The following is a 6,360-nucleotide window of genomic DNA, read 5'->3' as shown; positions in this document are numbered from 1 at the left end:
TTTATTACCCATCCTTTTTTCCTACTTTGTCTCCTCACAAATTCCTATCGTCACATGAATTGGAAATCGACTATAGTTTGCCTTATTGCCATCGGAGCAAGTGGAATGCTTTTTGCACAAACCCCATTGCCGCCCCAATCTGACCCCCGACTGTACACCATCGCCAATGCGGCTTCGCCTCAGCGCATCGAAGCCGACATCCGCAAGTTGGTTGGTTTTGGTACGCGCAATACCTTTTCGGATACGGTATCTGCTATACGGGGCATTGGTGCAGCGCGGCGCTGGATCAAATCCGAATTTGAAAAAATCTCCACTGCTTGCAGTTCCTGCTTGGAAATCAAAACCCAGAGCGACTTCCTCAAAGGAGGCAGCAATCCCCGCATTCCCAAAGATGTGACGGTGGTCAATATCCTGGCCATTCAGCGAGGCACGCGCTACCCCAACCGCTACGTGATCATGAGCGGCGACATCGATTCACGGGTCAGCGATGCTTCGGATGCAACCAAAGATTCGCCTGGCGCTAACGACAATGGTTCAGGTATGGCCGGAGCCATCGAAGCTGCTCGGGTACTTAGCAAATACAAATTCCCCGTGAGCATCATTTACGTTGGTCTTTCCGGCGAAGAGCAGGGGCTTTGGGGCGGCCAATACATGGCCAAAACCGCCAAAGAGCAAGGCTGGGACATCGTCGGCGTACTCAACAACGACATGATTGGCAACATCGAAGGCATCAACGGCGAGATCGACAACACTACTTTTCGGGTGTTTTCGGAACCAACTCCGCCTACCGAAGAGGAGCGCGAGCGCACCTGGCGACGGGTGTATGGCGGAGAAGTAGATGGTCCGTCCCGTCAATTGGCACGTTACATCGATCGGTTGACCGATCAATATTGCACCAACCTGGACGCCATCATGATTTACCGCCTGGATCGCTTTGGGCGCGGTGGTCACCACAAGCCCTTCAATGACCTGGGTTTTGCGGGAGTACGCCTTATGGAAACCCATGAGCAATACCAGCGCCAGCACCAGGATTTGCGCACCGAAGAGGGCATCAAATACGGCGACGTGATCGAGGGCGTCAACTTTCCTTACGCGGCCAAACTTACAGGTGTCAACATGATGGTGATGGCGGCCCTGGCTTCGGCGCCACCTGAGCCCAAAAATGTGCAAATCGGCGGCATCGTGCAACCATCTACCCGCTTGAAATGGGACGCAGTAACCGACCCCGACCTGATTGGCTACAAAATCTACTGGCGTGAAACAACTGCTGCGCAATGGCAACATTCCCGCTTTATAGACAAGTCGGTCATTGATTTTACCCTCGAAAATGTGATCATCGACAATTACCTTTTCGGCGTTGCCTCGGTCGGCAAGGACGGAAACGAAAGCCTGATTGTTTATCCGACTACGCTCATTGCCAGACGCTGATTTTTCAATATCCAATAATCTCTATTCAATATCCAATAATCAATGTCCAATATCCAATGTCCAGCGCGGGTCTTGATTTTGGGTAAATGACTTTTTTAGCTCGCGTATGGTTATTTTGAACCCAGGAGTAATGACCTAATATTTTTATTTCACGCAGATTTCACGCAGATTGAACCACAGATTTTCACAGAAACACCTGCCACCTGCATGAATTGAAAATGTTTAGTAGCGTGGCAATACGCTTAATTTCCATACGCGGGCTAAATTTTGTACTTTTCATTGACTCCATTGCGCGTTGGATATTGGACATTGATTATTGGATATTGGATATTGAATAGAGAACCAAAACCAAACGAAATGAAACCATTCTTTACTTTCCTAATTCTTTTATTCAGCGCTCAACTCTTTTCCCAGGGCCCGGTGCTGGTGGACGAAAAGCGCTTTCCTTTTGACGCTCAACTGAGCTACGATCCGGGCATTCCTTCTCCAGAGCAATTTTTTGGTTACAAACTGGGAGGTGAGTTTACGTTGTACGCCAATACGGTGAACTACGTCAAGGAGTTGGATCGCTTGTCTGACAAAGTGACGATGTACCAATACGGCAGCACTTACGAAGGTCGCCCGCTGATCCGTTTGGTGATCACCTCACCTGAGAACCACAAAAACCTGGAAAGCATCCGCCAGCGGCACTTGAAACTGCTGGATGGCAACGCCTCCGAAGTCAGTGCGGTGGTCAAATCAGATCCGGTATTTGTCACTTACAGCTACAACATTCACGGCAACGAAGCCTCTTCAACTGAAGCAGTGGCGCAGGTGGCGTACCGACTGGCAGCTGCCCAAGACGAAGAAACCAAGCGCATCTTGAGCAACGCCGTCATCGTTTTGTACATCTGCATCAATCCCGACGGGCGCGATCGGTTTGTGTACTGGTACAAATCGACCCAACGCAGCGTATTGGGGTACGAGCCCCGGGATCTGGAGCACTACGAACCCTGGCCTGGAGGCCGTGGCAACCACTACTGGTTTGACGTCAACCGTGACTGGGTGTGGGGCGTGCATCCCGAAACCCGCAACCTGATTCTTGATTACCAGTTGTGGATGTCGCAAGTGCACGTAGACTACCATGAGCAGGGCTACAACAACAACTATTTCACCGCGCCGGGCACAACGCCCCGCAATAAACTCCTGCCCGATACCTACGAGGCATTGAGTGATACCTTTGGCCGTGCCAACATCAAAGAATTTGACAAGCACCGCATCAGCTACTTTACGCGCGATGCGTTCGACTTTTTTTACCCAGGATATGGTTCCAGTTACCCTTCTGTGATGGGCGGCATTGGCATGCTGGTGGAGCAAGGTGGAATTGGCGGTGGCCGGGCCGTGCAAACCGACGATGGTGGATTCAATGTTTTGCGCCAGCGCATTTTTGACCACTATACCGCCTCGATTGCAACCATCAAAAAATCGGTAGAGCGCAAGGAAATACTGCTGCAATACAGCGCCAACGCCTGGAACCCCAGCAACAGCAAAACTGCCACCAAGACCTATTACCTTTCTGCCGAATCCCCTTACACGGTGGACGTGGTATCCATGTTGCTGCGGCACAATGTAAAGGTAGAACGCGCCACCAAAGCTTTTACCGTAAGCGATGCGGTGGATTACCACAATGGACAGGCAGGAAGCAAAAATTTGCCCGCTGGCACTTATGTGGTAAGTGCCAATCAAGCCCGCAACCTCTTCATCACCAGTGTACTGGAGCGCCGTTTGGCCATCGAAGATTCGGTGATGTACGACATGGCCACCTGGTCGGCCATTTTGGCCTACAACCTGGAGGGCTATTCCAGCAATACCAAGCACAGTGTAGCTACCGAAATGGTGACGCAGGCACCGTTGTCAACTTCTGGCGTTATCAACCCCAATGCGCAGTATGCCTATGTGATCGAATGGAAGCAACGCAATGCACCGCAAGCTTTGGCACAATTGTGGGCCAAAGGCTACAAGGTGCGGGCTTGCCATGAGCCTTTCAGTGATGGCAAAACCACCTGGGGCTATGGTTCCTTGATTGTGCTGATTGAGCGCAATGAAGACAAACTGGCCAATATCCATCAGGACATGGTTGAAATTGCAAAAAAAGCTGGCGTGATCATTCATGGCCTGGGCACAGGGCGCATGGGCGACGGGATGGATCTGGCCTCTGGCCGCAATCGCCCATTGAAGCAACCGCGTGTGGCTTTGCTGGTTGATCCACCTTTTTCATCGCTGACTACTGGACAAATTACCTTCTTGTTTGATTACGAAACGGGTTTGCCCATTCAGCGGGTACGTGGCTCGGTTTTGCAACAAACGGCTTTGCCCAAATTTGGCGAGCGGTATGGTGCCGCAGATTTGAACCAGTTCGATGTGTTGATTCTCGCGGATGGCGGCGGTGGCTTGGGTGAATTGTTCAAACCTGAGCAACAAGCGCTATTGCGCGATTGGATCAGTCGGGGTGGAACCCTGATTGCTACCGAAAGTGCGGTGGGCTTCTTTACTGCCCAGCGTTCCAAATTTACCAATGTCAAATTGATCGAACCTGCTCGGGATTCGAGCCTTGCTGCACGTTTGCTGGCTTATGAAGACCGGGAAGATTATTATGGCAAAAAACGTACTCCGGGTACAGCTTTGTTGGCCAATATTGACAACAGCCATCCACTTGCGTTTGGCCTGAGTACGGAGCTGTACAGCATCAAGCAAGACAACAACGCCCTGGCTTCCAGCCCGGAATTGCAAAGTGTGGGGCGTTACGCCAGCGCAGACAAGGCATTTGTGGCGGGATACATTTCAGACGACAACAAAAAACTCCTGGCTGGAAATACTTTTGCGGGCGTACTGCCGCTGGGGCAAGGCAAAGTGGTCTTTTTGCAAGACAACACCCAATTCCGCATGTTTTGGCGCGGCCCAAGTCGGATGATGCAAAACGCGGTGATGATGGTGCCGAGTTTTAATTGAGGTTTTGCATAACACTGCGTAAGTGTTATTCACCACGACGACGACGGGCACGAGGTTTACGTGCTTCGCGCTTTAACGCCTTCGGCGTAGAGCGACAATAATGGCAGCGCGAATGACGCGGATTAGGCGGATTTACGCGGATTTTTATCACGCCTTCGGCGTGGAGCGACAGGATTGTAAAACGGATGAAACGGATAAGAACGGACTTTGACTCGCCTTCGGCTCGTCCTTATCCGCCGCAGGCGGAATAAATATCCGTTCTCATCCGTTCCATCCGTTTCATCCGTTTTACAATCCTGTCGATTTTAGCAAAAAGAGGCGAAGCCTCAAAAACGCGAAGCGTGTAAAACGTCGCCGTCGTGGTGAATAAATCAAGCAGCGAAGCTGCTTACTACATAATGTGAGCTACTGAATCTTCACTTCTTTCACTCTCCTCGGCAACCAGACCTGCATCTGATTCGATCCGCGGTTGCACCAGGAAAAGTAAGGTATGGCTGTGATTGTTTTCTTCAGGGTTTGAACAGCGCTGCCATCTTTGGTGGGCACGATGGCCATGCCACTTCCGCTTAACGTCATCACGCCACCCAACAAACCGGGTTGCCATTGTGGCGTAAATACCACTTGATCACCAACGATCAAATTCCAGGCGGAGCCACTGTGATCGGCACCTTCCACGCAATACACCAGTGGGCCACGTTGCAAAGCCATGCGGCTGAGGTCTTCTTTTACCTCATCTCGCGCTACTACCCTCCGCACCGGCATGGGCAGGATGAATTCAACTTCGTCTCCTTTCTTCCATTGGCGATCCAGTAGCAGGTAACCATTTTCCATACGCAGGGGTTGCTCTTGACCATTGATTTTCAGTGTAGCCACTTTGCCGGGAGCTTCATCCAGGAATTTGTACAGCGAGCCTGCGCCAGGATTGCCTTTGGCCCAACCTGGCAGACGGATTTTGAGAACAAATTGCTGTGCCTGATCAGGATTGACCGCAATTTTGACCAAACCCTTCCAGGGATATTCCGTGTTTTGGCTGATGTTAACTTTGCCATTGGCCAGCGCAATGCTGGTATTGCTGCCCACAAACAAATTCACGTAAATGCTCTGTGGATCTGAAGCGTAAATGTAATCGCCCAAGGAAGCAATCAAGCGGGCAATATTAGATGGGCAACAAGCCGTGCCAAACCATTCGCGGCGACTGTGCGTGCCGCTGGAAGACAGTGGATTTCCATAAAAAAAGCGATCTCCGGCCATTGACAGGCCATCGAGTGCGCCATTGTACAAGCTCTTTTCCAGGATATCGATGAAGCGGGTTTGCCCGGTCAGGCGATTCATGCGTTGGTTCCAGAATACCATCCCAACCGAAGCACAAGTTTCACAATAAGCACGTTCGTTGGGCAAATCATAGTCTACGGAGAAACCTTCATTGGAACCCGAAGAACCAATGCCACCCGTGATGTACATGTTGCGCTCTACGACGTCATCCCACACGGTATTCATGGCCTTGAGGTACCCTTCATCTCCGGTGTAGGAAGCCACATCAGCCGCTCCGGTATAGAGGTACATGGCGCGTACGGCGTGCCCGGTGATCTCGGTGGTCAGGCTGACGGGTTTGATGTCCTGGGCGTAGGCGGTATCTTTCCAGTCAGTCCAGGTGTACCCGTGGGCATAACCGTGGCCGCGCTCTTCGAGTAGCCAGTGCGAAAAATCCAAAAAACGCTTGTCGTTGGTGACTTGGTAAACTTTGACCAAAGCCAGCTCCAATTCCTGGTGGCCAGTAACCCAATGCCGCTTGCCGGGGCCAAAAAGACCCATCATGTGCTCGATCATGCGGATGCCTACGTCGAGCAGTTTGCGTTTGCCCGTCACATTGTAATAAGCAACAGCGGCTTCCAACAAGTGGCCGGTATTGTAGTCTTCGTGCATCGACATATCGGTCCAACGCTT

Annotated in this window: 3 protein-coding genes; 2 read left to right on the top strand and 1 reads right to left on the bottom strand. The window is 51.4% G+C overall.

Features of this window, described 5'->3' with window-relative positions; genetic code table 11:
• The first annotated feature begins 54 nt into the window (after nt 1–54).
• Together ABW391_RS21555 and ABW391_RS21550 are read left to right on the top strand one after the other, a co-directional pair.
• Complete coding sequence (locus ABW391_RS21555) at nt 55–1,428, top strand: M28 family peptidase (RefSeq protein ID WP_353483986.1); 1,374 nt, start codon at nt 55–57, stop codon at nt 1,426–1,428.
• 357 nt (nt 1,429–1,785) lie between these two features.
• Entirely contained in the window at nt 1,786–4,416 is a 2,631-nt protein-coding gene (locus ABW391_RS21550) for a M14 family metallopeptidase (protein ID WP_353483985.1), read from the top strand.
• Nucleotides 4,417–4,821: 405 nt separating this feature from the next.
• Here ABW391_RS21550 and ABW391_RS21545 read toward each other — a convergent pair.
• A partial coding sequence (locus tag ABW391_RS21545; protein ID WP_353483984.1) for a glycoside hydrolase family 127 protein occupies nt 4,822–6,360 on the bottom strand: 1,539 nt, incomplete at its 5' end.

This window comes from Haliscomenobacter sp. (genome assembly GCF_040403615.1).
In the GTDB taxonomy this organism is placed as follows: Bacteria; Bacteroidota; Bacteroidia; order Chitinophagales; family Saprospiraceae; genus Haliscomenobacter.
Note: the sequence above shows the minus strand (reverse complement) of the source record. Positions and strands in the feature narration are given on the sequence as shown.

Excerpts from the sequence above, each read along its gene's own strand:
- ABW391_RS21555 (WP_353483986.1), top strand. The coding sequence starts at position 55 with ATGAATTGGAAATCGACTATAGTTTGCCTTATTGCCATCGGAGCAAGT.
- ABW391_RS21550 (WP_353483985.1), top strand. The coding sequence starts at position 1,786 with ATGAAACCATTCTTTACTTTCCTAATTCTTTTATTCAGCGCTCAACTC.